This window comes from Halosolutus halophilus (genome assembly GCF_022869805.1).
GTDB lineage: Archaea > Halobacteriota > Halobacteria > Halobacteriales > Natrialbaceae > Halosolutus > Halosolutus halophilus.
In genome coordinates, this window is record NZ_CP094974.1 from 4,462,145 (window position 1) to 4,487,981 (window position 25,837).

Genomic DNA, 25,837 nt, shown 5'->3' on the forward strand with positions numbered 1-25,837 from the left:
CGTCGGAAAATCGTTCGTGGTAGTCAGCGATCGTTACGCGAACAACTGTCGCGCATCGTCCAGCGCCGCGATCAGCTTGTCGACCTCCTCGCGCGTGTTGTAGACGTAGAAGGATGCGCGAGCGGAGGCCGCGATGCCAAGCTTGTCGTGCAGCGGCTGGGTACAGTGATCGCCGGCCCGGATCGCGATCGTGTGGTCGTTCAGGATCGAGGTCAGGTCGTGGGCGTGGACGCCGTCGACGTTGAAGCTGACCAGCCCGCCCCGATCGGGGCCGCCCTCGGGGCCGTAGATCTCGACGTCGTCTTCGGCCGCGAGCTGATCGCAGGCGTAGGCCGCCAGTTTCTCCTCGTGGGCGCGGATGCGGTCCATCCCGACGTCTTCGAGCCAGTCGATCGCGGCGTGGAGGCCGACGGCTTCGGCGATCGGCGGCGTGCCGGGTTCGAACTTCCAGGGGAGGTCGCCCCAGGTGGAGTCCTCGAAGGTGACCTTGCGGATCATGCCGCCGCCGTAGAGGTAGGGATTCATCTCCTCGAGCAGGTGCTCCTTGCCGTAGAGGACGCCGATCCCGGTGGGACCGGCCATCTTGTGCCCCGAGAAGGCGTAGAAGTCGGCGTCGATTTCCTCGACGTCGACCGGACGATTCGGGACGGCCTGCGCGCCGTCGATGAACGAGAACGCGCCGTGTTCGTGCGCGAGGTCGGTCAACTCCGAGACGGGGTTGACGGTACCGAGCGTGTTCGAGACGTGGACCGCCGAGACGATCGCGGTGTCGTCGGTGAGCAACTCGCGGGCGTGGTCCATGTCCAGTCGGCCGGTCTCGTCGATCCGGATGTACTTCACGTCGGCCCCGGTCCGCTTGCCGATCTGTTGCCACGTGACCAGCGAGGCGTGGTGTTCCATCTCCGTCAGGACGATTTCGTCGCCGGGACCGAGTTCGTCCAGCCCCCACGAGTAGGCGATCAGGTTCTCGCCCTCGGTCGTGTTCTTGGTGAAGATGATTTCCTCGCGGCCGTCGGCGTTGATGAACTCCGCGACGCGATCGTGGGCCTCCTCGTAGCGAATCGACGCCTCCTGGCTGAGGTGGTGGATCCCGCGGTGGACGTTCGCGTTGGACTGCCGGTAGTAGTCGCTCATCGCGTCGACGACCGGATCGGGCGTCTGGGTCGTCGCCGCGTTGTCGAGGTAGACGACCTGCTGGCCGTCGAACTCCCGCTCCAGAATGGGGAACTCCTCGCGGATGGCTCCGACGTCGAGCGGTTCGAGTTCCTGGTGACTCATTACTAACTAGGAGGGGCGCCAGACAAAACACTCCTTCGGTCCGCGGCCCGTTCTGCCGGTCTCGCGGTCGACTGACGAATCACGAACGCAGAAACCGGGTAGGGGTATCCGGCAGGTGCCGTCACACGCTGCCGTGCGTCCGTGTATCACACCCGTGTATATACGTGTGTCGTCGATCGGGGGTCCGCGAGAGCCCGCGGCGATCGGTTACTGTTGCACTTCGAGGACTCGCGCCCCGCAGTCGTCGCAGGTGATCGCGTACACTTCGTGGGAGCGACAGCAGGATTCGACGGTTTCCGCGTCGATCGAGATCGGGCCTCCACAGGCCGGACACTGTTCGACGAACGCGCGAAGCCCGCTGGCTAGCTGGCTGCGCTGTTCGAGCGGGCGCGACTCCCAGTCGGGCAGGTGCTCGTCGAGCACCCGCGAACTCGCCAGGTCGGCCACCAGCGCGGCGTCGGACTCCCACTGGGCGGCCAGCCGACCGTCGACGCGGGCGACCGCGTTGCCGCTCGACTCGCTGACCGTCACCGTCTCCGGGTCGGTTTCGAGGAAGTCGGCGACCTGTGATTCGCGATCGGCGTCGCGCATCTCGTCGATCTCCGCCCGCCACGCGGTCTGGAGGTCGTCGTCGAGACAGAGGTCCTCCTCGCCGTTCGCGGTCGTACAGGGGGTGACCACGCCGTGTTCGAGGAAGAACGACTCGGGTTCGACCGGTTCGAACTGGTCGGACGCCCCGTCGGTTTCGTGCCCCGTCTCGCCGGTCTCGACGGCCGGAGCGCCCGGTTCGGGGGCCTTGTCGAATTTCGCGAGCAGCCAGTCGGGGAAGTACTGCTTGGTCACCGTCGGCGTTCCCGGTACCAGGTACCCCCGGAAGTAGATCGCTGCCAGCGAGACGAGGAGCACGACGGGGGCGATCGGCGGCGAGATCGCGGCGACGGCCGCCGCGAGCACGGCCGCGATCACGACGTTGACGATCGTACACGGAGTGCAGCGGTTCTCACCCGTGTACTCCGGTTGTCGGAGGCGATCGAGAGCGAGCGAACTGTCTGCCATACCGATTCAGTGCGCGGCGGTTTGCAAAAAGGTTGGTATCGATCGTCCACGCGATGTCAGGAGGCTAGTACATCCGAAGCAACTGGGCGTGTCGCGTCGCGCCTACCTCGAGGACGTTCGCCTCATCGACGAACCCTTCCTCGACGGCGAGTTCTACGGCGCGGGTGCCGACGATGTTGGCGACGGTGGCCCGTGCGAGGCTGTCGATCACGGCGCTTTCGTCGACCGCGTTACCGCCGTAGAACTCCTCGGTGACGGTCAGCGAGAGGTCGCCCTCCTCGAACGTCTCGCCGAGGACGTCCTCGTCACAGACCGCGACCAGCAGCCCCTCCTGTGTCTCGCGTTCGTTGACGATCATGCCTGCCACTTATTCCAGTCTCCACTCGTCGTCGCCCTCGCCCTCCCGGACGCGATCGACCCGTTCGATATCGCTCTCGCCCATCGCGCCGGGCTGACCGCCCTGGCCCTGCATCTCCTGGCGTTCCTCGACGAGGCGCTGTTCGGCCCGCTCGCGCATCTCGTTGGCCTCGTCGGCGATCTCTTCGGCCTCGTCGTACTCGCCCAGTTCCTCGAGGATGCGGGCCTTCTCCTCCAGGACCTGGGCGTTGCGCATGCCGAGGCGAACCGCGTTGTCGATACAGTGCAGCGCTTCCTCTGCCAGGCCCCGCTCGGAGAGGAAAAAGGCGCGGTTGAACCAGCCCTCGGCGAACCGCTCGTCGATTTCGACGGCGCGTTCGGCGTGTTCGAGGGCCTGCGCGGTCTCGCCGAACTCCCAGAGCGCGTACGCGAGGTTCGTCTCCGCCGTCGCGGCGTGCTCGCTCGAATCGTCGATCCGCAGCGCTTCGCGGTGGGCTCCGATCGCCTCGTCGTACTCCTCGAGTTCGGCGTGGGCGACGCCCTTGTTGACCCACGCCTCCTGTTCGACGCGATCGTCCTCGGCGAACCGGGCGGCCCGCTCGAAGGCGTCGGTGGCCTGCTCGTAGCGGTTGATCTGCATGTAGTTCAGGCCGACGTCGAGCAACTCGTCCGCGTCGACCTCCGCCTGGTCGATGTTGTGCTCGTCGAGCGTGTCGGTGACCACGCGCGAGTCGACGGGATCGACCTTCGAGGGGTCGACGCCCAGTTCCGGCGGATCGAGGTCGAACTCCTCGTAGGGATCGTCGAAGCCCTCCCCTTCGGAGAAGGGGTGATCGCGATCGCCCTCTCGGTCAGTCATGAGCGGAATGTGGCGGCGACGACTGTTAAGGGCTGCGACCCGGGTTTCGGCGGCGCCGTACGCCGCGTCGAACGCGGTTCTCAGGCGTTCCCGCCGAGGCGTCTGGTGGCCGTCCGGAGCGACTGTGTCACCGCTCCCGGGTGCGGCAGTCCGAGGCGGTACCGGACCCGGTCCTGGCGTTTGAACGGGTCGAACACGGCGGGCTCCTCGAGGTCCCAGATCCGTGCGCGGGTGTCCCGGCTCCCGCGTCGATCGCAGATCGCGTTCGCTGCGCGCCGGCCGGCCTCGTTGGCCGACTCCATCGAGGCCAGATCGGTGTTCGTCCGCACGTAATCGCTCGCCAGCGTGAGGTTCCTCGCGCCGACGTCGGCCGGCGGCCGGTTCCGCAACGAGCCCACGGTGTTGATCAACAGCGGTGACCGATTCTCGACGCCGCCGTCGTCGACGGCTTCGCCGTCCGCTCGTCGCGTCTCCGACGCAACGCCGGTCTCGACGATCGCCGGATCGAGGAACCAGTCGACGAGCAACTCGTCCGTCAGTCGCCTCTCGGGCCCGTTCAGGTGTGCTTTCAGCTGTTCCCAGATCTCCGTCGCGATCTCTTCTCGCGTACACGCCCGCGCCGGCTTCCCGTAGAGGATCCCCGGCGTGTCCCAGTCGGACGCGATCACCGAGAGCACGCCCTCGACCCCCTCGGGGCCGCGTTCGTCGAGGTCGTGGCCGGTCCAGAACTGTCGCTGGGAGATCGACGTCAGCGCCCAGGGCGCGTCGGCGTAGACCTGGTGCCCGCGGGTCAACGCGACGTCCTCGGAGAGGTAGAACTGGATGCCGTTCATCCAGGCGGTCTCGAGCCGATCGATCCGATCGAGTTCCGGTGCGGCCCGACGCAACTCCGGCGTGACGACCTCGGGGGCGACCTCGACCGGGACGGCGAGGACGTACTCGTCGGCCGTGACCGTCCTTCCGTCTGCCAGCACGACGCCGGTAACGCGTCGACCGCCGGACTCGAGTCGCTGCACCGGGGTGTCCGGATGGAACTCGACGCCGATCGTCTCGAGGTACCGGACCCACGGATCGATCCAGGCCTCGCTCGTCGGCGCGTTCAGCACCCGCTCTGTCGGCCGGGCCGGATCCAGCTGGCCGAACAGCAACTGCAGGTAGATCGTCCCGATGGTCCGGGCGCTCCCGACCTGTGGGCGGAGCGCGACGAGCGACTGCGTCGTGGCGGCGAGTCGCTCGCGAAACTCCCGGGAGCGGTTCTCGGCGTCGATGAACGTCCACCAGGAGACGTCGTCGAGTTCCCCCTCGCGGCGCTCCTCACACGCGGTCAGCAGGTACAGCAGCCGTTCGAGCAGGAACCGAACGTCCTCGGGAGGTAGATCCTCGGCGAACGCCGGGCGGAGCGCTTCGAGCCAGCCGCGCAGCGAGTCGGGCGTCTGGGTCTCGGCGACCTGCCCCGGACTGTCGATACTCGCGATGAGCGTCGCCTCGGTCTCCACGAGGTTGTCCGCGACGGTGCCGTGACCGTCGGGAATCCGGCCCATCGTGTCGACGACGTGGCGGTAGAACGCCGGAAAGAACCGGAATCCGTGTTCGCCGTGAAGCGATTCCGGGTCGTCCGCGATCGGCATCGATCGGGCCTTCCCGCCGAAGCGGTCGTTCGCCTCGAAGACGGTCACGTCGAAGCCGCGCTCGGCGAGTTCGTGCGCCGCGGTGAGTCCGCCGATCCCGCCGCCGAGTACGGCAACGTCGGTCATTGGCGGGAACTGGGACGTCGATCGAAATAACCGGCAACCCTAACAATGAACGGACGGCGGTCGCCGTCGAAGTCGTGCGACGACGCCGAACAGCAACCAAAACGGCCGGCAACCGTTCGACGCCCTCCCGGGAATAATCGGACTACTCGAACGACTTCTCGCAGGTCAATCTGGCGTCGACTCGCGGCTGACGATCGGGAGTGCCTCACGCTGGCGTGACCGGATCCCGTCCGGCGAGACAGCGATCCGCGGCGTGTTCCGGTTCGGTGCAGACGTGCGAGCCATCTCCGGCGTGACGAGCGGCGGGCAACGAGTGATAAGGCGCGCCGGCATACGGTTTCGTATGAGCAAGCGACTGTTCGTCAGCGTCGACCTGCCCGACGACCTCGCGGAACCGGTCGCCGACCTCCAGGACGAGTTTTCGGACGCGAGCGGGCTCAAATTCACCGATCCGGAGCAGGTCCACGTCACGCTGAAGTTCCTCGGCGACGTGGACGACGATCGGCTCCCCACCCTCGGGGACGAACTCGCCGCCGCAGTCGACGATCCGAACGTCGACCCCTTCACCGTCCGCTACGGCGGGCTCGGCGTCTTCCCCGACCTCGACTACATCAACGTCGTCTGGTTCGGGGTCGAGACGGGCGGCGAGGAGCTTACCCGGCTCCACGAGGCGATCGAGGACCGGACGACGGCGATGGGGTTCGACGCCGAATCCCACGAGTTCACGCCTCACGTCACGCTCGCGCGGATGGAACACGCCGGCGGGAAGGAGCACGTTCAAGATATCGTTCGCGACCGAGATCCGACGATCGGCGAGTGCCGCGTCGAAGAGGTCCGACTCACCGAAAGCACGCTGACGTCTGACGGGCCGGTCTACTCGACGGTCGAACGGTTCCCGCTCGAGTGATTCGGGCCGCCGCGTGGCATGGCCGTCGCTGCGCGATCCGACTGTGCGTGGCCCGCCGTTTTTCGCGCAGGCGGGTGTACCCGCCCCGGTCAAGTTGTGATCGACGTCGACACCATCGAAAGTGACTGGAAACAGATATATGATATGTCGATACTTTCGGCCGTCTGTAGCCGGTCCCTACGGTCATCGTAACCGGATTAAACCGTCTGTAAACCCACTAATTCAGGAAATACAGAACTGGGTATGATGTCGGTTCCTAGTGTAGCCCATCTAGTACGATGGCGTCCGCACCCGAATCCGCGGACGGATCGATCGATCTCCACAGGGGGCTCCCATGACGGCCGATCCGGACGGCAAGGTGACCGCGAGCGATCGCCTCGTGACGCGCAGAGACGTGATCGTCGCGCTCGGCGGCGCGGCGGCCGCGTCGACGGTCGGCGTCGACGGGGTAACCGCACGGGAGGCACCCCTTCACGTGCGGATCTATCCCGGTCCCGTTCCGCTTCGCGCCTGGGCGCGATACCGGTTCGAGGGGATGTCCCGGAACTGGCCGCCACCGTTCGGGGACGCGATGACGGTCGTCGAGGAGGCCTTCGAGCAGGTGCTGTCCCACGCGCGGGAGCGATCCCGGCTCACGGACGTCGACCTCCGGGTCGAGCGTGGACGGCGAGTCCGCTTTCCGCTCTCGGCGGCTGAACCGTCGCTCGAATCCGTCGTCCCCTCTCGGAGGACGGTGCTCGACGTCTTTCGCGACCAGGTACGTCAGCGCGACGTGGGGTCGGAGACGACCTGTCACCTGCTGCTGTGCTGGGCCCCGTTCAACTTCCGACTGGGCTACGGCGGCACGCATCCGTCGATCGATCGGGTCGGCCGCGTCGACGGTGAGGGTGCCTACACCGCGGTGAACGTCGGGGCGACGGCGTTCTGGGACTCGCGGGCGGTGACCCGGAACATGGCTATTCACGAGACGCTCCACACCTTCATCTCGCCCGACGTCGCCGAAGCCGTGGGCGGGACGCCGTGTGACCACAATCTCGGCACTGCCGTTCGGACCGACGACGCGCTTCGGATCTCACCGATGGCGACTGCCTACGCCGGTCCCAATCGGTTCGACGCCGGCACTCGCTGGGAGGGCAGAGGGTGTGCGGATCACGACGAGTTCCACCGCCACGACGGCCACGAAGGGGTCGATCGGTACGCGTACACGACCCGGTTGAGCGAGGCGACCTGCGAGGCCGTCACGCGGTATCTCGAGCGTCAGCGGCCGCTGCCGTGATCGCCGTCGAGATGGACAAGATTTTAAGCCAGCGTGGGCTACGTCCGGCTACTATGGGTAAAAAATCGAAGGGCAAGAAGAAGCGTCTTGCCAAACTCGAGAACCAGAACAGCCGCGTTCCGGCCTGGGTCATGATGAAGACCGACATGGAGGTCCAGCGGAATCCGAAGCGACGCAACTGGCGGCGCAGCGACACTGACGAGTAATCATGAGTGCGAGTGACTTCGAGGAGCGCGTGGTAACCGTGCCGCTCCGTGACGTCAAGAAGGGGGCCAACCACGAGGCCGCCGACCTCGCGATGCGACTCGTCCGCGAGCACCTCGCGAAACACTTCGCCGTCGACGAAGACGCCATTCGACTGGACCCCTCGATCAACGAGGAAGTCTGGTCGCAGGGCCGAGCGAACCCGCCGCGGAAGCTCCGCGTTCGCGCGGCGCGCTTCGACGAAGAGGGCGAAGCCGTCGTCGAGGCCGAGGTCGCCGAGTAAACTTGCAACGTCTCGCCTTCGCCGGGTCGGCGTACGTCGGGGTGTTCGCCCGTGCGACCGACTCGTGCGTGCTCGTTCGCCACGACGTGGACGACGACGTCGTTGCCGACCTGACCGACGAACTCGGCGTGCCGGCGATCCAGACGACCGTCGGCGGTTCGTCGACGGTCGGCGCCCTAGCGACGGGCAACGAGAACGGGCTACTCGTCAGTTCTCGCGTCCTCGAGACCGAGCGCGATCGACTCGAGGACGCGGTCGACGTTCCCGTCGCGGAACTGCCGGGGAACATCAACGCCGCCGGGAACGTCGTGCTCACCAACGACTCCGGCGCGTACGTCCACCCCGACCTCCCGCGGGAGGCGGTCCAGATCGTCAACGACACGCTCGAGGTGCCCGTCGAGCGCGGCGACCTCGCGGGGGTCCGGACCGTCGGCACGGCCGCGGTCGCGACGAACGCAGGCGTGCTCTGTCACCCGAAAGCCACCGACGAGGAACTGGACGTCCTCGAGGACGTCCTGGACGTCCGGGCCGACGTCGGAACGGTCAACTACGGCGCACCGCTGGTCGGCTCCGGACTGATCGCGAACGAGAACGGCTACGTCGTCGGCGAGGACACCACCGGGCCGGAACTCGGCCGGATCGAGGACGCCCTGGGCTACCTGGACTGACGATCGTTCCGGGTCGATTTCGCTTCTTCGGACTTCTCCAGTCGTTGCCGCGCGTTCTCCGTCCTCTCTAGCTACTGCCAGTCAACTGCCGCTATTCGGGCTCGAATCGGTGCAAGACGACCTCGCTGTCGTCGTCCCACTCGAAGTTCTCGTGGGCTCGCTCGAGCAGTCGGCGATAGGCCTCGAGATCGTCCATTCCTTCGGCCCGTGCATCCTCGTCGGTCAGATCGCCCAGCGTACGATCGGTCACCTCGCACACCTCGAAGGTCGTGTCGTCGATCGTGAACGTGTCGCCCGCCGCGGCGTACTGATGGCCGCGATGAATCTGCGTGACCTCGCCGTCGAGGGCCCGCTGGCGCATCCGATCGCTCGGCAACAGGTCTGCGGGATCGATCTCGCTCATGGCTCGTCGTTCTCCCGCGCGTCGGAAAACCGTTGGCCTCTTCTCGTCGGGTAATCCGCGGCAACGCGACGCGTTCGATCGCGCCCCGGCCGTCGAATGGGAAGGGAAGATTCTTCCGGCTGCCTGCCGGAGGGGAAGACATGAGTGAGTTTACGGTCAGTGGTCGGTTCAAGAGCCGCGACGGATTCGCGGAGTTCGAGACGACGATCGACGCCGAGAACGAGAACGTTGCTCGCGAGCACGCCCTCTCACAGCTCGGAAGTCAGCACGGACTCAAGCGAACCGAGATCGACCTCGAGGAGGTCGCCGAACGATGAGCAGTCAACAGCAACTCCAGCAGCTCTCCCAGGAACTCCAGGAAATTCAGGAACAGATCGAGGCCCTGCAGGGGTCCGTCGAGGGGATCCAGCAGGAGAAGACCGAGGTCGACGAGGCCATCGAGGCCCTCGAGACGCTCGAGTCGGGCTCGACCGTGCAGGTGCCACTCGGCGGCGGCGCGTACCTCCGCGCGGAGATCCAGGACATCGACGAGGCGATCGTCGAACTCGGTGCCGACTACGCCGCGGAGTTCGAGCAGGACGACGCCGTCGACGCGCTCGAGAACAAGAAAGATCACCTCGACGATCGGATCGACGAGGTCACGTCGGAGATTTCCGAACTCGAAGCCGAGAGCGACCAGCTCGAACAGCAGGCCCAGCAGCTCCAGCAGCAGGCGATGCAACAGCAGATGCAGCAGATGGGCGGTCAGCAGGGCCAGGGCCCCGATGAATAGTCGCGTAGGGACCACCACCGATACCCATGTTCGACAACCTGAAGGACAAGTTCGGGAGCTTCCGCAAAGACGCCGAAGAGGCCGCCGAAGAGAACGTCGAGGATGTCGACGAGAGCGAACTCGCCGAGGACGAACTCGCGGAGGGCGAGCGTGCCGCCGGCGCGGACGCGTCGACGCCGGGAGCCCCCGATACCATCCCCGAGGAGTCGGCGGAGGCGGCCGAGCCACGGGCGGATCCCGACGCTGCAGCCGCTACCGATACGGCGAGCACACGGGCCGAGCCGGACGCCGAGACGGATTCGCAGGTGAGCGACGCACAGGAGTCGCCAGCGGCGGCGACGGCCGACCCGTCACCGACACCCGAAGACGAACAGGAGTTCGAGGCCGCGCCCGCCTCCGGTCCGGAGGCCGACTTCGACGAACCGGGACCGGAGGCCGACTCCGCCGAGTCGGCCTCCGACGACACCGAGGCTGCCGACGCTGACGCCGAGACTCCCGAAGACGAGGCCGACGAGAACAACTCGACCGGTTTCGGCCGGAAGGCCAGGTCGCTCGTCCGGGGGAAGTTCGTCATCGAGGAGGAGGACCTCGAGGGCCCGCTGCACGAACTCGAACTGGCGTTGCTCTCGAGCGACGTGGAGATGAGCGTCGCCGAGGAGATCCTCGACAATATCCGCGACGAACTGGTCGGAGAGACCCGCACGTTCACCACTTCGACGGGCGACGTGGTCGAGGAGGCGCTTCGAGATGCCATCTACGACGTGATCAGCGTCGGCCAGTTCGACTTCGACGAGCGCATCGCGATAGAGGACAAACCCGTCACGATCGTCTTCACCGGCGTCAACGGCGTCGGGAAGACCACCTCGATCGCCAAATTGAGCCGCTACTTCGAGGAGCGGGGCTACTCGACGGTGATGGCGAACGGCGACACCTACCGCGCCGGAGCCAACGAGCAGATCCAGGAACACGCCGACGCTCTCGATACGAAACTCATCAGCCACGAGCAGGGCGGCGATCCCGCCGCGGTGCTGTACGACGCCGTCGAGTACGCCGAGGCCAACGACGTCGACATCGTCCTCGGCGATACGGCCGGCCGACTCCACACCAACGAGGGCCTGATGGACCAACTCGAGAAGATCGGCCGCGTCGTCGACCCCGACATGACGCTGTTCGTCGACGAAGCCGTCGCGGGCCAGGACGCCGTGAATCGGGCCCGCGAGTTCGACGAGGCCGTCGAGATGGACGGCGCGATCCTCACCAAGGCCGACGCGGACTCCAACGGCGGCGCGGCGATCTCGATCGCCCACGTCACCGGGAAACCGATCCTCTTCCTCGGCGTCGGGCAGGGCTACGACGACCTGGAGCGGTTCGACCCCGAGGAGATGGCCGATCGGCTGCTCGAGGAGTAACGCGGTTCGTGCCTTCTTCGACGTTCAACACACCGAAACTGACGTCGCCGACGCCGACTGCCGAGGAACTCCGACTCATCCGCGAGGAACTCGATCCGGACGGCTTCTATCTCGAGTAGCCCGATCGCTTTTTTTGTCGTTGGTCGTCCCGAAGCACGTCGTCCGGATCGACCTCCGATACCTCCGCCGCTCCGATCGAGAATCGGCCCCGTCTCGAGTTCGAGCGATTACTGCGGGGCGTTCGGCCCGACCGCGTCCGCGACGCCCTCGACCGCGTCGATCACCGCGTCCGCGACGCGCTCGATCGACTCCTCGCCGATCGTCAGCGGCGGCGTCAGCATGAGGTGGTCGCCGGCGATCCCGTCGACCGACCCGGATCCGGGGTAGGTGTAGACCCCCTGCTCGAGCGCGCGATCGTAGACGCGTTTGTTGACGTTCAGGTCCGGATCAAACGGCGCTTTCGTGTCGCGATCGGCGACGAACTCGATGCCGATCATGGCCCCGGCGTGACGGACGTCGCCGACGATCGGGTGCTCCTGGAGCGGGGCGAGTTCGGACGCCAGTTGCTCGCCGCGCTTTCGCCCCGTCTCCAGCACCGCGTCCGTGTACTGGTCGACGATGTGGGCCGCGATCGCCGCCGAGAGCGGGTTTCCGCCGAAGGTGTGGCCGTGTGCGAACGACTGGCCGGACCCGTTCTCGAACTCGGCGGCGACGTCGTCCCGGACCAGCGTCGCGCTGATCGGCGCGTAGCCGCCGGAGAGGCCCTTGCCGAGGGTCATCATGTCCGGGACGACGTCGAAGCGTTCCATTGCGAACATCGGTCCGGTCCGGCCGAACCCGGTCATGACCTCGTCCGCGATAAAGAGCACGTCGTACTCGTCGCAGATGCGCCGGATCTCCTCGTAGTAGGCGGGGTGTGGGTGGGCGGCGGGGATGCTCGCGCCCGAGACGGGTTCCGCGACGAACGCGGCGACCGTCTCCGGTCCTTCCTGTTTGATCGTCGTCTCAAGTTCGCGCGCGGCGGCGATCGCCTGCTCCTCGCGCGTTCCATCGTACGACCAGCGGTAGGGGTAGGCGGGGGAGATGTGGGGCCAGCCGTGGAGCATCGGTTCGTACTCGCTCCGTCTGGTCGTGTTCCCGGTCGCCGAGAGCGCCCCAAGAGTCGCCCCGTGGTAGGATTGCCAGCGGCCGATGATCGTGTTCTTGTGGGGGTTTCCCGTCTTCCGGTGGTACGTCCTGGCCAGTTTGAACGCCGTCTCGTTCGCTTCGCTCCCGGAGTTGACAAAGAAGGCGGCGTTCAGGTCGCCGGGTGCCGCTGTCGCCAGTGACTCGGCCAACTCCTCGGGCGCGTCGTGAGAGAAGTGCGAGAGACTGAGATACGAGACCTCGTCGAGTTGCCCGCTGGCGACGTCCGCGACGCCCGGTACGGAGTGGCCGAGATTGACGACCGCCGCACCCGCTGCGGCGTCGACGAGTTCACGACCGTCTTCAGTCACGAGAAATTCGTCGTAGGCGCGGCGGATCCGCGGAAAGTCGGTGTCCATTCCGCCACCCCACTTGTAGAACAGGTGCTCTGGATCACCCATGTATAGCGCCAAACGGATTTGTCTGAATTAAGTCTTACTGAATGGGCAGTTAATTGGCTCTACTCTGAATAGGGTGGAATACTATGACGATAAATCCAATACATTGGGTCCACAGGTGAGCGATCGCTCTCGCGTCCCCGTCCGGGCTGGCAGAGTAGCGGCGACGGTCACTGGCCGCCGATCGCCCTTTGGTTGGACGGACTCCAACTCTGAACCTCGATTTCAGGACCTGTAACAAGTTATTTACCGGTCCCTTTCCCTCACTTCGCGTATGGTAGAACTCGACCTGGACGAGAAGGACCTCGAGATCCTGCGCTGGCTCGATCGCGAGGGCGAAATCGACGTCGACCAGTTGAGCGACGAACTCGGGATCAGCACCTCGACGATCTACTACCGACTGGACAACTACCGCGAGAAGGGCATTCTCAAGGGTAACGTCGCCGACATCGATCACCAGAAGCTCGGCTTCGAACTCACCGCGATCACCGAGATCAAGAGCGAGTACGGCCCGGGCTACGAGGGGATCGCGGATCGGCTCACGGAACTGTCGGGCGTCCAGTCGGTGTACTTTATGCTCGGCGAGATGTCGTTCATCCTGATCTCGCGCCTTCGCGACCACGAACACCTGCAGACGCTCATCGACAACATCATCCACACCGAAGGGGTCGAACACTCCTCGACGCACATCGTCCTGAAGGAGTTCAAGGACGAGTCCCGACTGCTCGTCAACTACGACGACGACGATCTGGCGAAACTGATCGACGGGACGGTCGACGAGTGACTTCCCTGCGTCGAACGAGACCCCGTCGATCCGTTCGTCCACGACCTGTCGTCGAATCCGCTCGTTCCGACACCGGCGTCCGAACCCGTATCGGAACGAACGGCAAGTACCTCCCGGGGATCGGCTCTCGCCGCCGTCATTGTCGATCGGGTCCCGTGGTCCCCGCCACGCTCGCCGTAGCCGGACGTCCGTTCGTGACGCCGGTTCGAACGACCACCGCGAGCGATCGCCCCCACGCTCGTTCGTTCGATCGATCGGTCCTTCGTTGCCAGGAGAGTATTTTCTGATCGTGGCAATACTCTTCTGCGGACGAGGCCGATCGGTTCGCGGCGAATAACGGACTGCAGTTCGTCAAAATCCACCGAATTGTCCGTACGTTGCTTTGAGTTGTCCGATCGGGAACGGGATCGCTACGCTTTTCACCTCGCGATTATATTGTACAACCTACCCAATACAAACCAAGGGTGTGAACGATGAGTACGGAATTCGACATCACAGAGTCGCTCGACGTGAAGGGTGCAAGTTGTCCGATGCCGATCGTCCGGACGAAGCAGGCGATCGACGACCTGGCGGCGGGAGACGTCCTCGAGGTCGTCGCAACCGACTCCGGGAGCATGAACGACATTTCCGGCTGGGCCGACGGCACCGACGGCGTCGAACTCCTCGACCAGGTGGACGACGACGGCGTCTACAGACACTACGTAAAGAACCTCGAGTAAGCGACGATCGCATTCGACCAATGTCCGAAACCGACGACACACGACAGCCAGTATCGACCGACGACAGCACGATGACGATCATCGTCCGCGTCGACGCGTACGACCAGGTCATCACGCCGCTCGCCTACGCCTACCTCGGCTCGGCCGTCTACGACGAGGTGAACGTCCTGTTCGTCAACTGGGCGGTGCGATTGCTCTCCGAGGACGGTCTCGAAGACCGTCTGTCGCCTGCCTCCGCGGATCGAGGATTGACGCTCGAGGACCTGAAAGCGAGCGTCGAGGAAGGGGGCTTTCCGCCCGAACTCGAGGAGATCGTCGCCGAACTCGGTGTGGCCGAGGAGGTCAACCTCTACGGCTGCAGCCGCGCCGCTCGCGTGTTCGACGTCCCCGAGGAGAAGCTGATCCCCGAGGCCGACGGCATCGAGGGTGCGACCTGGTTCCTCACCGAAAAGGCCGAGAACGCCGACCTGTTCCTGCAATTCTGACGTTCTCGGTTCCCAGTACCCCCGGTTGCGCGACTCGAGGACTCCGTCGACTGGAAACCGTTCGGGGGCGGTAGCCGGCCATCCTCGAACGAGCACGGATTCCGCCGGAAACATCTAAACGGCCACGCTTGCCGATACCCGTGACGCCACCGAAGCGAGGCGATCGTCGGGACGGCGTCTCCGCCCCTGTCCGCGCCGGTTTCGTCGATCGTCCGCCAGTGGCAGGGAGATCGGGAGGCAACATTCACCGCTGAAAGCGACCCTCGTCAGCATTCACCTGATTGCGGGGGGGTATACTGACGGACCGATATTACCCGTCAAACAATGGTCCTTCCAGATCGCGTGAACGCATTGGCCGAGGGTATCGCTCACTGGCGGTGGTACACATGAACGACGAGCGAACGAGTGCGCTCGATCTCACACTCGACCACGGAGGTGGTCTCGCGTGAATACAGTCGAGAAGCACAAACAGGAGAAACATCCCCTCGACGTGATCGACGACGTCTACGAGTACGCCGAGGAGGGACTCTCCTTCGAGGAGATCGAGGAGCGCGCCGGCGGCGGCGAGTGGGAGCGCCTGAAGTGGGCCGGCATGTACGCCCAGAAGCAGGAGGGGTACTTCATGATCCGGACCAAGGTCCCCGGCGGCTACCTCACGCCCGAGCAGGCCGAAGTGATCGGCGAGGTCACGGACGACCTCGCGGTCGCCCCCGAGGAGTACGGCGGCGCGGAGCAGAACGAACTCTGGGGTGACGCCTACCTCGACATCACGACCCGCCAGGACATCCAGAAACACTGGATCCGCGTCGAGGACGTCCCGGAGATGTGGGACCGCTACGACGAGGTCGGCCTGACGACGGTCCAGGGCTGTGGTGACTCGGCCCGGAACGTGCTCGGTTGCCCCGCCGCCGGCCTCGACGATCACGAGTGTTTCGACGCCCAGCCGGTTGTCGACGCCGTCTCGGAGTTCTTCACCGAGAATCGCGAGTACGCCAACCTCCCGCGGAAGTTCAAGCTCACGATCACGGGCTGTGCCCACGACTGCGCGCAGTCCCAGATCAACGACGTCGGCCTCGTCCCCGCGAAGAAGGAGATCGACGGGGAGTACTACTACGGCTTCCACGCCCGCGTCGGCGGCGGCCTCTCCGACGGCCCGCGGATGGGCTCGGAACTCGACGTCTTCGTCCGACCCGAGCACGCCGTCGAGTTCTGCCGCGCCACCGCCCAGACGTTCAAGGAACTCGGCGATCGGAACAACCGCGGCGTCTGTCGCATGCGCTACCTCGTCGAGCAGATGGGGCCCGAAGCGTTTGAGAAGGCCGTCCGCGATCGGTGTACGATCGACCTGCCCGAGGCCGGCGAGAACCTGACCGTCGGCTACCGGGGCGACCACGTCGGCGTCCACGACCAGAAACAGGACGGTCTCAAGTACGTCGGGTTCAACGTGATCGCCGGACGGATGGGCGGCGACGAGTTCGCCGAAGCCGCCCGCGCGGCGAAGCAGTACGGTACCGAGGACGCCTCCGTCCGCCTCGCGACGGACCAGAACTTCCTGATCACCCACGTCCCCGAGGAGAACGTCGACGACCTGCTGGCGGAGCCGTTCGCCCGGGAGTACCGGCCCGATCCCGGCCCGTTCTCTCGCGGTGCCGTGGGCTGTACCGGCAGCGAGTTCTGTAACTACGCGATCATCGAGACGAAAAAGCGCACCAAACGCTGGGCCCGCGAACTCGACGAGCGCATCGACGTCCCCGACGACATCGAGGCCATCCGGATGCACATGTCCGGCTGCTCGGCCTCCTGTGCGCAACCCCAGATCGCGGACATCGGCTTCCGCGGCGAGACGGTCAAACTAGCTGAAGACGGCGAGTCCGATATCGTCGAAGGCATGGACTTCGGGCTCGGCGGCTCGCTCGGCGCGGACAACGAGTTCCTCGACTGGGTCGAGAACGCGGTCCCCGCCGACGCCGTGATCCCGGCGCTCGAACAGCTGTTCGGGGCCTACGCCGCCGATCGCGACGACCGCGAGAAGTTCTACGAGTGGACCCGTCGCGTCGACAACGAACGGCTCCGGCAGATCATGCAGGGAGCGGACGCGCCGGTCGCACGAGGTGTCGCCCATGGGGACTGACGGCGAGGCCGAGCGAAGCGAGGCCTCGGATCGAGTGAGCGGCGAAGCCGCGAACCGCGAGGACGAACGAAGTGAGTCCTCGGAGAAGCGACACGCGAGCGACGACGGCGTCGACGAGCCGGTGTTCCCGGGCGTCCCCGAATCCAGCACGGACGACGACGAAGCCGTCAGGTTCCCCGAAACGGGCGGCACTGCGCCGCGGTCCCGAGAGGACGCGACGCAGGCCCGCGACGACGCCGTTCGGACCGACACCGGTGGCGACAGCTGTTCGCCGGATACCTGCACCTGCGGCGAGAAAACCGACGAAATAGCGATCGCGACGGATGGCGCGGGCGTCGCCAACGTCGACGAACAGGGGACGCTCGGCGACATCGAGTTCACCGAACCCGCCGAGGGCGTCAGCCAGGACGTCTACGACGACGCGCCGGACGCGCGGGTCGGCGTTCCAGAGGGCGTCGACCTCGAAACGCCGGCGTACTCCATCCGATCGGAGATGAACGACATCGAGACGCCGGACGAGAAGACCTGGTTCATGGAACTTGACGAGGCCGTCATCGACGAGGGCCGCTGTATCCAGTGTGGGACCTGCGTCGCCGCCTGTCCCTCGGACTCGATCGGCGTCGGCGACGACGACCTGCCGGAACTCGTGAAGATGTGTACCGGCTGTTCGCTCTGCTGGGACTTCTGTCCCCGCGGCGGGCTTCGATACGAGCGCCAGTGGAAGATCACGGGCGGCGAAGACAACGTGAAGGGTGCCGGCGACCCGATCACGGAGTTCTCCGCGCGCGTCGAGGACGACTGGACCGACGACGCCCAGGACGGCGGCGTCGTCACCGGCATCCTCGCGACGCTGCTCGAGGAGGACGAGATCGACGGTGCGCTCGTCGCGACCGAGAGCGAGGAGGAAGCCTGGAAGGCCGAGAGCTTCCTCGCGACGACGAAAGAAGAACTGATCGAGAACGCGGGCACCGTCTACAACCAGACGCTCGCGCTCGGCAACCTCGACCTGAAGCGGTGGGAGCACAAACTCCCCGACGACAAGGACTGGGACGACCTCAGCCTCGCGCTGGTCGGCACCCCCTGCGAAATCGAGGGCATCCGCGCCCTGCAGGACTTCGAGTGGGACTACCAGGAACAGAACGAGGGCATTCGGGCCGTAGACTACACGATCGCGTTGATGTGTACGAAGAACTTCAACTACTACAGCCTCATGGGCGAGCAGTTAGAAGCCCAGCGCGGCATCTCGCCCGACGAGGTCGGCAAGATGGACGTGCTCCACGGCAAGATGATGGTCTACGACCACGACGGCGAGATGATCCTGGAGGAGGACATCGAGAACTTCCACGACGCCGCCCTGAAGGGCTGTGACGAGTGTGCGGACTTCACCGGCTTCTGTGCCGACGTCACCGTCGGCTCCGTCGGCTCGAGCGACGAGTACTCCAGCGTCATCGTCCGCACCGAACGGGGGATGACGGCGTGGGACCTGACCGAGCCGAAACTCGACTACCACGACCTCGAAGACAAGAGCGCGGTCGGCAAACTCCAGGGCTGGGACAAGAAGAAGGCCTTCGAGAGCCTCGAACGGCCGTTCGATCCCGATGCCCCGCGCTTCATCGACTACACGGACCACGCCGAGAACTACGGCACGGCGCTGAATCCGCACGATCGGGGACACTAGAGCCGTTCGCCGCTCCCGGTCTCTCGATCGAACCGACCCGCGCCGACGATCGGGTACCGAAGCCGCCGATTCGCCGATTTATTGAGGGAGTACTGCCTACCGAGAGCTATGTCCCGCGGCATCGGCGAGTTCGGTCCGATTCAGGAGTTCGTCCCGGAGTGGGCGGCGATCGCCGTCGCGCTCGTCACGCAACTGGGCGACGTGTGGTTTCTCGCCCTGATCCTCGGCTCTCTCTACTGGGTTCGCGTGCGGACGGATCGCGAGGGGGCCGCCGCGTTCGTCGGGCTCCCCTTGATCGGACTCGGCGTCGTCACCGGACTGAAACACGTCTTCGCGCTCCCGCGACCGGATCGGCCGCTCGCGCAGGTCGAAACGATTCCGGCGCTGGTCCAGCCGCTCTACGAGGTCACCGCCTACGCCAGCGGCTACGGGTTCCCGAGCGGGCACGCGGTGATGACGTCGATCGTCTACGGCTACCTGGCGATGCGGCTGTCGATCGGGACCGCCCGCCAGCGAGTCGCCGGCGCGGCGATCGTGATCGCGGCGGTTTGTCTCTCGCGGGTCGCCCTCGGCGTCCACTACCTCGTCGACGTGTTGGCTGGCGTTCTGGTCGGCCTCGCGACGCTCCTCGTGACGATGCGGATACTGGCCCGGTTCCGAACCGAAGCGGGGACCGTCGTGTTCGCACTCGCGATCGGCGCGAACGCGTTCGCCCTCGTCGCAAGTGGCGGCGCTCCGGACGCCGTGTTGCTCCTCGGCGCCTCGCTCGGCGCGTTCGGCGCGTGGCAACTGATTCGACTCGGATCGGCGCTGGCCGCGGCCGATCGACCGTCCGACGACCGGCGGCCGCTGGTTGCCAGGGGTGTGCTCGCGGCTGCCGCGTTCACGCCCCTTCTCGTCGCGCCCGCGTACGTTCTCCTGCCGTCGACTCCCGCGGCGAGCGGTGCGATCGGCCTCGCGCTCGCCGCGGGCCTCACGATTCCCGTCGTGAGACACTCCGATCCCGTGACGGAGGGATTGCGGGCGCTTCCGGTCCTGTGCTGGCGGCGGGTTGCCGTCACCTGCCGGCGGTACGCGGGGCGACTTCGTCGGTAGCGCCGCGTGCTGACCGTCGTTCGGCTGTCGCCGATCGCGGCCCGGTTCCGGTTTCGCGACTCGTCCCCTTTCAGCGCGCTTATTTCCGATCGGCCGAACGACCGAGTATGGCCGCACGCATCCGAGTCGCGACCCCGGAAGACGCGGCCGCCGTCCGAGAGATCTACGCCCCGTTCTGCGAGTCGACGGCGGTCACCTTCGAGGAAGATCCGCCCACCGTGAGCGAGACGGCCGATCGGATCGAATCCACGCTCGAGGGCTATCCGTGGCTGGTCTGCGAACGCGACGGTGCAGTCGTCGGCTACGCCTACGCGGGGCCGCTGCGCAAGCGCCGCGCCTACGGGTGGATCGTCGAACTCTCCGTGTACGTCGCCGACGACGCTCGCCGATCGGGCGTCGGCCGGGCGTTGTACGAGTCGCTGTTCGCGATCCTCGAGCGACAGGGGGTTCTCGACGTCTACACCGTGACGACGCTTCCGAATCCGGCGACGGTGCGGTTCCACGAACGACTCGGATTCGAACGCGTCGTCGACTTTCCCGCGATGGGGTACACGCAGGACGAGTGGCACGACGTGGCGTGGTGGCGGCGATCGATCGCCGAGAAGCCGGCCGATCCCGATCGGCCGACGCCGTTTTCGGCGCTCCGCGACGACCCCGACGCGTCGCTCGCGCCGCTGGTGGCGGCCGGCGAATCCGCACTCGAGTTCGATCGCGAGGCTTAGACGCCGAGTTCGGCGGCCAGATCGTCGATCGTCTCGATCGTCAGGTCGGGTTCGTCGCCGAACGGCTCCCAGGGGTCGCCCTTCCGATCGAGTCGGACGCCCTGCATCCCGGCGTGGATCGCTCCCTGGACGTCGAACCAGAGGGCGGCGACGTGAGCGACCTGCTGGATCGGCGTTCCAGTTCGGCCCGCGGCGTGGCGGTAGAGATCGGGGTCGGGTTTGAACGTCGCGAGTTCGTGGGCGCTGATCGTGTCTTCGACGAGATCGCCGATGTCCGCACCCTCGATCATCGACGCGAGCATCTCGGGGTTCCCGTTCGAGAGGACGTAACAGTCGTAGCCACCGTCCCGTAGCCGTTCGATGCCGTCGCGGACGTCGTCGAAGACCTCGAGTTCGTGGTAGGTCGCGAGGATCTCCTCGCGTTCGTCTTCGGTGGTCTCGATTCCGTGAGCCGCGAGCGCGAACTCGAGCGCGTCGCGGTTGACCTCGTAGAAGGGTTTGTACGTTTCGAGGTGGTTCCCGACGAGGGTGTACTGCATCGATCGCTCGCGCCACGTTTTCGAGAGCGGTTCCGGATCGTCGACGTCGGGATGGTCCCCGAGTGCGGATTCCACCGCGTCGACGTCGACGAGGGTGCTGTAGGAGTCGAACGTGATCGTCGTGACGAGGTCGGGATCGAACGTCATGGGATGGTGTACGACGGTGGGGGTGAAGAACGTCGGTCCGTCGCATCAATCCGTATCACTCACGATTCACGCATCGAGAACTGCCTCCCGCAGGGCCGCCCGACCGAAGCCGCTTTGTGTGACCACCGGCTGGTATCTCCCATGAATCCATCGAACTGGCGGACCTACCTCGTCACCCAGGAGTCGCTCTCGAATGGCCGATCGACCCTCGAGATCGTCCGGGCGGCGATCGACGGCGGCGTCGACGTCGTTCAGCTTCGCGAGAAGGAGACGGCGACGAAATGGCGGTACGAACTCGGACTGCAACTGCGCGAGTTGACGGCCGAGGCGGGCGTCGATCTGATCGTCAACGATCGGGTCGATATCGCACGGGCGATCGACGCCGACGGCGTCCACGTCGGTCAGTCGGACCTCCCGGTCGCCGTCGCGCGGGACCTGCTGGGTCCGGACGCGATCGTCGGCTGTTCGGCCTCGACGGTAGGACAGGCACGGCGGGCCGAGGCCGACGGCGCGGACTATCTCGGCGTCGGGACCGTCTACGGAACGACCTCGAAGGACGTCGCCGAGGAGAAAGACGGGATTGGCCCCGAACGGGTCGCCGAGATCACCGACGCGGTCTCGATCCCCGTCGTCGGGATCGGCGGGATCACGGCCGAGAACGCCGATCCGGTCGTCGAGGCGGGTGCCACCGGCGTGTCGGTCATCTCCGAGATCACGGGGGCCGACGATCCGCAGGCCGCGACGGCGGCCCTCGCCAGGGCCGTCGAAAGGGGGAAGCGCTCCGCGGGCGGAGGTGCGGACGTATGACCGACCCGATCGACGCGGACGTCACCGGCACGGCCCTTGCGAACTCGATCGAACGACTCGCCGAGTCGGAGCCGCTGGTCCAGCACCTGACCAACGAGGTGACGATGAACGACGTCGCGAACCTCACGCTCCACTGGGACGCGCTCCCGGTGATGGCCGACTCGACCGGCGACGCCGGGGAGATGGCCGAACTGGCGAGCGCGGTCCTGTGCAACGTCGGGCAAGTTCCCGACTGGAAGGTCGAGGCCATGCACGAGGCCGCCGGGACGGCGAACGACCGGGGGATTCCGGTCGTCCTCGATCCCGTCGGCGTCGGCGCGACGCCGACCCGCGAGGCCGTCGCCGAGGCGCTCCTCTCGGACGTCGAGTTCGACGTCGTCAAAGGCAACTACGGCGAAATCAGCGCGCTCGCGGGCGTCGAAGCCGACGTCAAGGGCGTCGAGTCGATCGGCGACTACGAGGAGATCGCGGACACGGCCCGATCGCTCGCCGAGTCGACCGGCGCGGTCGTCGTCGCCTCCGGCGTCGAGGACGTCGTCGCGGACGCCGATCGAGCGGTTCGGCTCTCGGCGGGCCACGAGCGGCTGAGCGAGGTCGTCGGCACCGGCTGCATGCTCGGCGCGACGATCGCCGCCTTCGCCGGCGCGATCGAGGACTCGTACGCGGCCGCGGTCCACGGGACGCTCGCGTTCGGCATCGCCGGGGAGCGTGCCGCCGAGCGCGCACACGACGGCCCGGCGAGCTACCGGACGAACTTCCACGATACGGTCGCCGGGCTGTCGCCGGAGACGGTGGCCGAGTTCGACGTCGAAGCCAGGGTGGAACGGCTCTCCTGAGCCGGTCCCGTCGTCGCCGGCCCACGCGCCGACGTGCCCGGCACTTCTGCAACTGTTTTGTCGATCGACGCCGTAGCTCACCGCATGACACGGGAAAACCTGGCGAAGGCGGCCGATTCGCTCCGAACCGCAGCCGACGCAGCCACGGCCGACGTGCGCGATCGGCTCGAGGACCAGGCGAGCCAGTTCGAGACGCTCGCGGACGCCGATCGGGGCCCGGACCACGGCAAGCTCGCGCGCCACGAACACATTCTCACCGAAATCGCCGACGAGGAGGACGGCGACGTCGCCGACCACGTCGACGCCGCGCTCGACTCGATCCGCGCCTACCGGGAGACCGTCGAGGGAGTCTGAACACTCGCCTCGCCGGCGTTGGCAGGGAGTTCGAGTGGCGCGAGGTCAACAGACGGGCTTCGGGTTCGCACCCATCGCCTCGAGATTCTCGACGTACTCGTCGTAGGCGGCCTCGATCGCGCCGCTTGCGGCTTCGAGCGCCCGTTCTTCGTCTTCGTCGGTCTCACAGACCGTCTCGAGGATCTCCTCGGCCCGATCGAGTTGCTCGTCCAGGTCGTCGCCGAACTCGCGGAAGACGCCCGCCGTCTGGGGGTCGGCGTCGCCGACGAAGTAGCCGACGACCTGTTCTTTCGATCGCTTGCTCGCGAGGATCCGGCCGACGAACGCGCCGACCCGATCGATCGTCGACTCGAGGCCCCGCAGGTACGCGTGGAGTTCGGGGACGGTCTCGGGTTCGTAGGACTCGTCGCCGAGTTCGTCGAGGACGGTCTCGTAGTGGCCGCGTTCCTCCTCGGCGGTCCGCTCGAACGCCTCGCGGGCCGCGTCGTGGCTCTCGCCGTCGGCCCACCCGCTGAAGGTCTGCCAGGCGGCGTGTTCGGCGTCGGCGGTCGCTTGCAGTACGGGCTCCGTGTCGATGTCCCCGCCGGTATCGGCGTAGAGGGACTTCGAAGAGCCGAGCCGCGAGAGCGCGGTCTGGTTTTCCTCGCGAACGGTCTCGACGAACGCCGCTGAATCGGTCATGACGGCCCCTTCGACCGGATCCGAGTTAGGTCTGTCGTGATATCCGTTCGCCGGCGCGGGCCTGCCTGGCCGGGGCGCGATCGGCCGGCGTCGACGCCGATATCGCTTCCGACCGGTCGCTACTTTACGATCGCCTCGAAAGCACCCGTCCATGAGACTACGCCGTCCGCGCCGGCCGCGCCAGTTTCGACCGGCCGACTCCGCACAGCAGATCGTCGGCGGATTCCTGCTCGCCGGCCCCTTCGTCGTGACCGAGGAGGTCTGGACGCTGGCAGATAGTATGAACATCTTCCAGGCGATGGCGACGATCGGCGTCGTCTCCGCGATCGGCTACGGCGCTCTGTACGCGGCCGACACGACTCGCGATCCGGACGCCGAACAGGAGGTCGCCGGCGTGCCGATCCGGTTCATCTCGCTGCTGTGCGTCTCGTTCGGCTCGGTGCTCACCCTCGCGCTCCTGTTCGACGCCCCCGACACGTTCATCGACGAGACCACGACGACCGAAATAGTGCGGATCACGTTCAACGCGATCAGCGTCGGTTCGGTGTTCAGCATCGTCGGCGCGGCGACGGCCGACAGCGTCTTTTCGAAGTGATCGGTCGATCGGGTAGGTGTCGAGGATCGACCCTCAACGGAGGTCTCGGCGCTAGAGGACACGCGATTCGGATTGTCCGTCGCCGGTCCGTCCCGTTTCGAAACGCGCTCCGAGTCTGTCACCGCTCGCTCCACGCGAGCATCCCGAGAAACAGGAGGATCGCGGCGACGAGGATTGCTACGAGCAGCGTCTCCGAGACGAGCCGTATCGACGCGGGACCGATCTCTCCGACGCTGACGAACCCCGCCGCGAGCACGACGATTCCGAACCCGAGCAGTTGATTCGTCAGTTTTCGACTGGCGATCCACGATTCGTCGGCGTCGTTGCTCATCGTGTTCGCGACGCGACTCGATCGCGATAACGGTTCCGAGTACTCACGGTAGTTCACGAAACCCGTTCGCAGTGCTCACTCGGCCTCGCCCTGCCCCGCGGCTCCCTGCCGGTCGCCGTTCGCCTCGAGGCTGACTCCTTCGCTACGCTCAGTCGTCGGCTTCGCCTTTCTCGATCGGCGCGTTGACGAGGTTCCCCCACTCGGTCCAGGAGCCGTCGTAATTGACGGTGTCCTCGTAGCCGAGCAGTTCGTGGAGTGCGAACCACGCGACGGACGATCGTTCGCCGATGCGGCAGTAGGCGACGGTCGTCTCGTCCCCGTCGATGCCCTCGTCGGCGTAGAGTTCTTCGAGTTCTTCGCGGGACTTGAAGGTGCCGTCGTCGTTCGTCACGGCGGCCCACGAGATGTTCTTCGCGCCGGGGATGTGGCCGCCGCGCTGGGCGGTCTCCTGCAGTCCCGGCGGGGCGAGGATCTCGCCGGTGAACTCCTCGGGCGATCGGACGTCGACCAGCGGGACGCCACGATCGATCGCGTTCTCGACGTCCTCGCGGTAGGCGCGGATGCTCTCGCGCGGGCCGGCGGCGTCGTATTCGACGGCGGAGAAGTCGGGCTCCTCGTCGGTCGTCGGGTAGTCGTTCTCCAGCCAGTACTCGCGGCCGCCGTCGAGGAGGTAGACCTCGTCGTGGCCGTAGTACTTGAACTGCCAGTAGGTGTAGGCGGCGAACCAGTTGGAGTTGTCACCGTAGAGGACGACGGTGGAGTCCTCGCTGATGCCGTGGCTGCCGAGCAACTCCTCGAACTCGTCCTTGTCGAGGATGTCGCGTCGCGTCTGGTCCTGGAGCTGTGTCTCCCAGTTGAACCCGATCGCGCCGGGTGCGTGTTCCGCTTCGTAGGCTTCCGTGTCCACGTCGACCTCGACCAGTCGGTGGGCGGGGTCGTCGCTTTCGAACTCGTCGAGGCGCTCCTCGACCCAGTCGGCCGTGACGAGTACGTCGTTGGCGTAGTCGTTCGTTGCCATACTGGCATCGTCGAGAGCCAGGCCTATAGTGGCTCACCATCCGGACAATTCGGTCATCGGTCGATCGTTCCGGTTACTCTTGCCGGAACTTCGACCGGCCGATCGC

The 25,837-nt window shown here is 66.2% G+C and carries 30 protein-coding genes; 19 read left to right on the plus strand and 11 right to left on the minus strand.

The genetic code is table 11. From position 1 onward, the window contains the following. Positions 1 to 33 precede the first annotated feature (33 nt). The 5 genes from MUG98_RS22015 to MUG98_RS22035 all read right to left on the minus strand — a co-directional run bounded on the left by MUG98_RS22015 (position 34) and on the right by MUG98_RS22035 (position 5,304). Positions 34 to 1,278: an aminotransferase class V-fold PLP-dependent enzyme gene (locus MUG98_RS22015; RefSeq protein ID WP_265109561.1), complete on the minus strand. Its 1,245-nt coding sequence runs from the start codon at positions 1,276 to 1,278 to the stop codon at positions 34 to 36. Between the two features lie 207 nt (positions 1,279 to 1,485). Further along, complete coding sequence (locus MUG98_RS22020) at positions 1,486 to 2,334, minus strand: DUF8054 domain-containing protein (RefSeq protein ID WP_265109562.1); 849 nt, start codon at positions 2,332 to 2,334, stop codon at positions 1,486 to 1,488. Positions 2,335 to 2,398: 64 nt separating this feature from the next. Next, on the minus strand, positions 2,399 to 2,692 hold the full coding sequence (locus tag MUG98_RS22025; RefSeq protein ID WP_265112504.1) for a DUF424 domain-containing protein: 294 nt from the start codon (positions 2,690 to 2,692) through the stop codon (positions 2,399 to 2,401). 9 nt (positions 2,693 to 2,701) lie between these two features. Continuing rightward, positions 2,702 to 3,550: a tetratricopeptide repeat protein gene (locus MUG98_RS22030; RefSeq protein WP_265109563.1), complete on the minus strand. Its 849-nt coding sequence runs from the start codon at positions 3,548 to 3,550 to the stop codon at positions 2,702 to 2,704. A gap of 80 nt (positions 3,551 to 3,630) precedes the next feature. Then, on the minus strand, positions 3,631 to 5,304 hold the full coding sequence (locus MUG98_RS22035) for a hydroxysqualene dehydroxylase (protein ID WP_265109564.1): 1,674 nt from the start codon (positions 5,302 to 5,304) through the stop codon (positions 3,631 to 3,633). 343 nt (positions 5,305 to 5,647) lie between these two features. Between MUG98_RS22035 and thpR the strand changes: the two genes are divergently transcribed. From thpR to MUG98_RS22060, 5 genes are all read left to right on the plus strand, one after another. Further along, positions 5,648 to 6,211 carry an RNA 2',3'-cyclic phosphodiesterase gene (gene thpR / locus MUG98_RS22040; RefSeq protein WP_265109565.1) on the plus strand — a complete coding sequence of 188 codons (564 nt, stop codon included), beginning with the start codon at positions 5,648 to 5,650 and terminating at the stop codon, positions 6,209 to 6,211. 334 nt (positions 6,212 to 6,545) lie between these two features. Then, on the plus strand, positions 6,546 to 7,487 hold the full coding sequence (locus MUG98_RS22045) for a hypothetical protein (RefSeq protein ID WP_265109566.1): 942 nt from the start codon (positions 6,546 to 6,548) through the stop codon (positions 7,485 to 7,487). A gap of 53 nt (positions 7,488 to 7,540) precedes the next feature. Next, on the plus strand, positions 7,541 to 7,693 hold the full coding sequence (locus tag MUG98_RS22050) for a 50S ribosomal protein L39e (protein WP_007141389.1): 153 nt from the start codon (positions 7,541 to 7,543) through the stop codon (positions 7,691 to 7,693). Between the two features lie 2 nt (positions 7,694 to 7,695). Beyond that, the gene (locus MUG98_RS22055; RefSeq protein ID WP_265109567.1) at positions 7,696 to 7,974 is read left to right on the plus strand and encodes a 50S ribosomal protein L31e; all 279 of its coding nucleotides are present in this window, start codon (positions 7,696 to 7,698) and stop codon (positions 7,972 to 7,974) included. Between the two features lie 2 nt (positions 7,975 to 7,976). Then, on the plus strand, positions 7,977 to 8,642 hold the full coding sequence (locus tag MUG98_RS22060) for a translation initiation factor IF-6 (RefSeq protein WP_265109568.1): 666 nt from the start codon (positions 7,977 to 7,979) through the stop codon (positions 8,640 to 8,642). 91 nt (positions 8,643 to 8,733) lie between these two features. On the opposite strand, the gene MUG98_RS22065 is transcribed toward MUG98_RS22060, so the two are convergent. After that, positions 8,734 to 9,045 carry an ASCH domain-containing protein gene (locus MUG98_RS22065; protein WP_265109569.1) on the minus strand — a complete coding sequence of 104 codons (312 nt, stop codon included), beginning with the start codon at positions 9,043 to 9,045 and terminating at the stop codon, positions 8,734 to 8,736. Positions 9,046 to 9,185: 140 nt separating this feature from the next. Here MUG98_RS22065 and rpl18a point away from each other — a divergent pair, with 140 nt between their 5' ends. From rpl18a to ftsY, 3 genes are read left to right on the plus strand one after another with little or no spacing between them, the layout of a single operon-like run. Further along, positions 9,186 to 9,362 carry a 50S ribosomal protein L18Ae gene (gene rpl18a, locus MUG98_RS22070; protein ID WP_265109570.1) on the plus strand — a complete coding sequence of 59 codons (177 nt, stop codon included), beginning with the start codon at positions 9,186 to 9,188 and terminating at the stop codon, positions 9,360 to 9,362. Continuing rightward, positions 9,359 to 9,817, plus strand: coding sequence for a prefoldin subunit alpha (pfdA, locus tag MUG98_RS22075; protein ID WP_265109571.1), 459 nt, complete (start codon positions 9,359 to 9,361; stop codon positions 9,815 to 9,817). Before rpl18a ends, pfdA begins: the two co-directional genes overlap by 4 nt. Positions 9,818 to 9,843: 26 nt before the next feature. Next, the gene (gene ftsY / locus MUG98_RS22080) at positions 9,844 to 11,226 is read left to right on the plus strand and encodes a signal recognition particle-docking protein FtsY (protein WP_265109572.1); all 1,383 of its coding nucleotides are present in this window, start codon (positions 9,844 to 9,846) and stop codon (positions 11,224 to 11,226) included. Positions 11,227 to 11,453: 227 nt separating this feature from the next. On the opposite strand, the gene MUG98_RS22085 is transcribed toward ftsY, so the two are convergent. Further along, positions 11,454 to 12,812 carry an aminotransferase family protein gene (locus MUG98_RS22085; RefSeq protein ID WP_265109573.1) on the minus strand — a complete coding sequence of 453 codons (1,359 nt, stop codon included), beginning with the start codon at positions 12,810 to 12,812 and terminating at the stop codon, positions 11,454 to 11,456. Between the two features lie 271 nt (positions 12,813 to 13,083). On the opposite strand from MUG98_RS22085, the gene MUG98_RS22090 reads away from it, so the two are divergent. The 7 genes from MUG98_RS22090 to MUG98_RS22120 all read left to right on the plus strand — a co-directional run bounded on the left by MUG98_RS22090 (position 13,084) and on the right by MUG98_RS22120 (position 20,423). Continuing rightward, on the plus strand, positions 13,084 to 13,593 hold the full coding sequence (locus MUG98_RS22090) for an Lrp/AsnC family transcriptional regulator (protein WP_265109574.1): 510 nt from the start codon (positions 13,084 to 13,086) through the stop codon (positions 13,591 to 13,593). Between the two features lie 473 nt (positions 13,594 to 14,066). Further along, positions 14,067 to 14,312, plus strand: coding sequence for a sulfurtransferase TusA family protein (locus tag MUG98_RS22095; protein ID WP_265109575.1), 246 nt, complete (start codon positions 14,067 to 14,069; stop codon positions 14,310 to 14,312). Between the two features lie 20 nt (positions 14,313 to 14,332). Next, positions 14,333 to 14,797 carry a hypothetical protein gene (locus MUG98_RS22100; protein WP_265109576.1) on the plus strand — a complete coding sequence of 155 codons (465 nt, stop codon included), beginning with the start codon at positions 14,333 to 14,335 and terminating at the stop codon, positions 14,795 to 14,797. A gap of 445 nt (positions 14,798 to 15,242) precedes the next feature. Then, positions 15,243 to 16,928 carry a nitrite/sulfite reductase gene (locus tag MUG98_RS22105; RefSeq protein ID WP_265109577.1) on the plus strand — a complete coding sequence of 562 codons (1,686 nt, stop codon included), beginning with the start codon at positions 15,243 to 15,245 and terminating at the stop codon, positions 16,926 to 16,928. Then, the gene (locus MUG98_RS22110; RefSeq protein ID WP_265109578.1) at positions 16,918 to 18,606 is read left to right on the plus strand and encodes a Coenzyme F420 hydrogenase/dehydrogenase, beta subunit C-terminal domain; all 1,689 of its coding nucleotides are present in this window, start codon (positions 16,918 to 16,920) and stop codon (positions 18,604 to 18,606) included. The genes MUG98_RS22105 and MUG98_RS22110 overlap by 11 nt, the downstream gene beginning before the upstream one ends. Positions 18,607 to 18,714: 108 nt before the next feature. Then, positions 18,715 to 19,701: a phosphatase PAP2 family protein gene (locus MUG98_RS22115; RefSeq protein WP_265109579.1), complete on the plus strand. Its 987-nt coding sequence runs from the start codon at positions 18,715 to 18,717 to the stop codon at positions 19,699 to 19,701. Positions 19,702 to 19,808: 107 nt separating this feature from the next. Beyond that, the gene (locus MUG98_RS22120) at positions 19,809 to 20,423 is read left to right on the plus strand and encodes a GNAT family N-acetyltransferase (protein WP_265109580.1); all 615 of its coding nucleotides are present in this window, start codon (positions 19,809 to 19,811) and stop codon (positions 20,421 to 20,423) included. Here MUG98_RS22120 and MUG98_RS22125 read toward each other — a convergent pair. Then, positions 20,420 to 21,109, minus strand: coding sequence for a haloacid dehalogenase type II (locus MUG98_RS22125; RefSeq protein ID WP_265109581.1), 690 nt, complete (start codon positions 21,107 to 21,109; stop codon positions 20,420 to 20,422). The two genes, MUG98_RS22120 and MUG98_RS22125, sit on opposite strands and share 4 nt — an antisense overlap. A gap of 141 nt (positions 21,110 to 21,250) precedes the next feature. Here MUG98_RS22125 and thiE point away from each other — a divergent pair, with 141 nt between their 5' ends. The 3 genes from thiE (at position 21,251) to MUG98_RS22140 (ending at position 23,106) form a co-directional block, all read left to right on the plus strand. Continuing rightward, the gene (gene thiE, locus MUG98_RS22130; protein ID WP_265109582.1) at positions 21,251 to 21,916 is read left to right on the plus strand and encodes a thiamine phosphate synthase; all 666 of its coding nucleotides are present in this window, start codon (positions 21,251 to 21,253) and stop codon (positions 21,914 to 21,916) included. Then, positions 21,913 to 22,752 carry a hydroxyethylthiazole kinase gene (gene thiM, locus MUG98_RS22135; protein WP_265109583.1) on the plus strand — a complete coding sequence of 280 codons (840 nt, stop codon included), beginning with the start codon at positions 21,913 to 21,915 and terminating at the stop codon, positions 22,750 to 22,752. The genes thiE and thiM overlap by 4 nt, the downstream gene beginning before the upstream one ends. An 84-nt stretch (positions 22,753 to 22,836) precedes the next feature. Continuing rightward, positions 22,837 to 23,106 (plus strand): DUF7553 family protein, encoded by a 270-nt coding sequence (locus MUG98_RS22140; RefSeq protein WP_265109584.1) that lies wholly within the window; start codon positions 22,837 to 22,839, stop codon positions 23,104 to 23,106. 45 nt (positions 23,107 to 23,151) lie between these two features. Here MUG98_RS22140 and MUG98_RS22145 read toward each other — a convergent pair whose 3' ends face one another. Continuing rightward, positions 23,152 to 23,787, minus strand: coding sequence for a rubrerythrin family protein (locus tag MUG98_RS22145; protein ID WP_265109585.1), 636 nt, complete (start codon positions 23,785 to 23,787; stop codon positions 23,152 to 23,154). Between the two features lie 151 nt (positions 23,788 to 23,938). Between MUG98_RS22145 and MUG98_RS22150 the strand changes: the two genes are divergently transcribed. Next, the gene (locus MUG98_RS22150; RefSeq protein ID WP_265109586.1) at positions 23,939 to 24,382 is read left to right on the plus strand and encodes a DUF2391 domain-containing protein; all 444 of its coding nucleotides are present in this window, start codon (positions 23,939 to 23,941) and stop codon (positions 24,380 to 24,382) included. 118 nt (positions 24,383 to 24,500) lie between these two features. Here MUG98_RS22150 and MUG98_RS22155 read toward each other — a convergent pair whose 3' ends face one another. After that, positions 24,501 to 24,713 (minus strand): hypothetical protein, encoded by a 213-nt coding sequence (locus tag MUG98_RS22155; protein ID WP_265109587.1) that lies wholly within the window; start codon positions 24,711 to 24,713, stop codon positions 24,501 to 24,503. Between the two features lie 148 nt (positions 24,714 to 24,861). Further along, a complete protein-coding gene (locus tag MUG98_RS22160; protein WP_265109588.1) occupies positions 24,862 to 25,731 on the minus strand; it encodes a sulfurtransferase in 870 nt (289 codons plus the stop codon). Between the last annotated feature and the right edge of the window lie 106 nt (positions 25,732 to 25,837).

Coding starts and splice junctions, on each gene's coding strand:
- MUG98_RS22155 (WP_265109587.1), bottom strand. CDS start 24,713: ATGAGCAACGACGCCGACGAATCGTGGATCGCCAGTCGAAAACTGACG.
- thpR (WP_265109565.1), top strand. CDS start 5,648: ATGAGCAAGCGACTGTTCGTCAGCGTCGACCTGCCCGACGACCTCGCG.
- MUG98_RS22045 (WP_265109566.1), top strand. CDS start 6,546: ATGACGGCCGATCCGGACGGCAAGGTGACCGCGAGCGATCGCCTCGTG.
- thiM (WP_265109583.1), top strand. CDS start 21,913: ATGACCGACCCGATCGACGCGGACGTCACCGGCACGGCCCTTGCGAAC.
- thiE (WP_265109582.1), top strand. CDS start 21,251: ATGAATCCATCGAACTGGCGGACCTACCTCGTCACCCAGGAGTCGCTC.
- pfdA (WP_265109571.1), top strand. CDS start 9,359: ATGAGCAGTCAACAGCAACTCCAGCAGCTCTCCCAGGAACTCCAGGAA.
- MUG98_RS22025 (WP_265112504.1), bottom strand. CDS start 2,692: ATGATCGTCAACGAACGCGAGACACAGGAGGGGCTGCTGGTCGCGGTC.
- MUG98_RS22055 (WP_265109567.1), top strand. CDS start 7,696: ATGAGTGCGAGTGACTTCGAGGAGCGCGTGGTAACCGTGCCGCTCCGT.
- MUG98_RS22030 (WP_265109563.1), bottom strand. CDS start 3,550: ATGACTGACCGAGAGGGCGATCGCGATCACCCCTTCTCCGAAGGGGAG.
- MUG98_RS22020 (WP_265109562.1), bottom strand. CDS start 2,334: ATGGCAGACAGTTCGCTCGCTCTCGATCGCCTCCGACAACCGGAGTAC.
- MUG98_RS22115 (WP_265109579.1), top strand. CDS start 18,715: ATGTCCCGCGGCATCGGCGAGTTCGGTCCGATTCAGGAGTTCGTCCCG.
- MUG98_RS22150 (WP_265109586.1), top strand. CDS start 23,939: ATGAGACTACGCCGTCCGCGCCGGCCGCGCCAGTTTCGACCGGCCGAC.
- MUG98_RS22065 (WP_265109569.1), bottom strand. CDS start 9,045: ATGAGCGAGATCGATCCCGCAGACCTGTTGCCGAGCGATCGGATGCGC.
- rpl18a (WP_265109570.1), top strand. CDS start 9,186: ATGAGTGAGTTTACGGTCAGTGGTCGGTTCAAGAGCCGCGACGGATTC.
- MUG98_RS22110 (WP_265109578.1), top strand. CDS start 16,918: ATGGGGACTGACGGCGAGGCCGAGCGAAGCGAGGCCTCGGATCGAGTG.
- MUG98_RS22015 (WP_265109561.1), bottom strand. CDS start 1,278: ATGAGTCACCAGGAACTCGAACCGCTCGACGTCGGAGCCATCCGCGAG.
- MUG98_RS22085 (WP_265109573.1), bottom strand. CDS start 12,812: ATGGGTGATCCAGAGCACCTGTTCTACAAGTGGGGTGGCGGAATGGAC.
- MUG98_RS22140 (WP_265109584.1), top strand. CDS start 22,837: ATGACACGGGAAAACCTGGCGAAGGCGGCCGATTCGCTCCGAACCGCA.
- ftsY (WP_265109572.1), top strand. CDS start 9,844: ATGTTCGACAACCTGAAGGACAAGTTCGGGAGCTTCCGCAAAGACGCC.
- MUG98_RS22145 (WP_265109585.1), bottom strand. CDS start 23,787: ATGACCGATTCAGCGGCGTTCGTCGAGACCGTTCGCGAGGAAAACCAG.
- MUG98_RS22050 (WP_007141389.1), top strand. CDS start 7,541: ATGGGTAAAAAATCGAAGGGCAAGAAGAAGCGTCTTGCCAAACTCGAG.
- MUG98_RS22035 (WP_265109564.1), bottom strand. CDS start 5,304: ATGACCGACGTTGCCGTACTCGGCGGCGGGATCGGCGGACTCACCGCG.
- MUG98_RS22100 (WP_265109576.1), top strand. CDS start 14,333: ATGTCCGAAACCGACGACACACGACAGCCAGTATCGACCGACGACAGC.
- MUG98_RS22160 (WP_265109588.1), bottom strand. CDS start 25,731: ATGGCAACGAACGACTACGCCAACGACGTACTCGTCACGGCCGACTGG.
- MUG98_RS22125 (WP_265109581.1), bottom strand. CDS start 21,109: ATGACGTTCGATCCCGACCTCGTCACGACGATCACGTTCGACTCCTAC.
- MUG98_RS22120 (WP_265109580.1), top strand. CDS start 19,809: ATGGCCGCACGCATCCGAGTCGCGACCCCGGAAGACGCGGCCGCCGTC.
- MUG98_RS22095 (WP_265109575.1), top strand. CDS start 14,067: ATGAGTACGGAATTCGACATCACAGAGTCGCTCGACGTGAAGGGTGCA.
- MUG98_RS22090 (WP_265109574.1), top strand. CDS start 13,084: ATGGTAGAACTCGACCTGGACGAGAAGGACCTCGAGATCCTGCGCTGG.